The organism is Paenisporosarcina sp. P4_D4 (assembly GCF_056401835.1).
In genome coordinates, this window is record NZ_JBFUIO010000348.1 from 1 (window position 1) to 934 (window position 934).

The window sequence follows — 934 nt, forward strand, 5'->3', positions numbered from 1 at the left end:
ACTCGCATCCATTTATTTCCTCTCCTTTTAAATTTCATTTAATCTTACAATTTGCTCAAAACACTGAATCCGAAAAGTCCCTGTTTTACGGTGTTTATCGACTGTCCATATTCCGAGATTTTTTATTCCCATTTCTCTTTTTTTCTTAAAGTGTTACTTAGCATATTGTGCAAGTCATTTTTACTCCTTTGTTTTTTCGGCTTACTCTTAGTCGTCATCTGGTTCTTTCTTTTCTTCTGAATACGTTTAAGGCGTTTTATTTGTTTTCTTGCCTCTTCTGTTGTCATGACCATATTGCCTTTAATAACATTGCAAGATTTGCAGGACACGACTAAGTTATCCTCTACAAATGCACCACCTTTGGATTCTGGAAATACATGGTCAATTGATTCCCCTTCCCCACCACAGTATTGGCAAATGTAATTATCACGTTCATATACATTGATTCGTGTTACTAAGTCTTCTTTTTCGGGATTTAGAAAGTCCATTAAATATATAGTGTTTTCATCAATTATTTTAAAATCAACTTTCTCCATCACTTCTCTTGCCTTATCTTTTTCTAGTTTAAACCAATGAGTCAAATACTTTGGAAGAACATTTATTTCTTCCTTATTTTCAAATACATTTATCGGCAGCCCTTCTAAATCCATATGCCTTTTCATTCGATCAACAAATCTTTTTGCTTTGCATACATTACAAACATTCGATAACTGCTTTGGGAAATATTTATCTTCTTTTGATAAGCTACATTTTTCACAAATTCTCATCATACAGCCCCACTTATATTAAGTATTTGCCTTATATTGTACGACTGATGCTGTCTCCAATCAAATCACTCTTTTATTAAAATAGTTCCTTCTTCTATTGTTTTAATACTAATTAGTTCAGTTTTATTGTGAATATCCGCCATAGCATACTTGACAGCCTCTTCTTC

1 protein-coding gene is annotated in these 934 nt (G+C 32.8%); it reads right to left on the bottom strand.

Going from position 1 to position 934, the window contains the following annotated elements; translation table 11 throughout:
* Positions 1–122 precede the first annotated feature (122 nt).
* Positions 123–770 (bottom strand): HNH endonuclease, encoded by a 648-nt coding sequence (locus tag AC1DSL_RS18740; RefSeq protein ID WP_477533402.1) that lies wholly within the window; start codon positions 768–770, stop codon positions 123–125.
* Between the last annotated feature and the right edge of the window lie 164 nt (positions 771–934).

What these genes read in the sequence shown, in the direction of transcription:
- AC1DSL_RS18740 (WP_477533402.1), bottom strand. Translation starts at nt 770, where the DNA reads ATGATGAGAATTTGTGAAAAATGTAGCTTATCAAAAGAAGATAAATAT.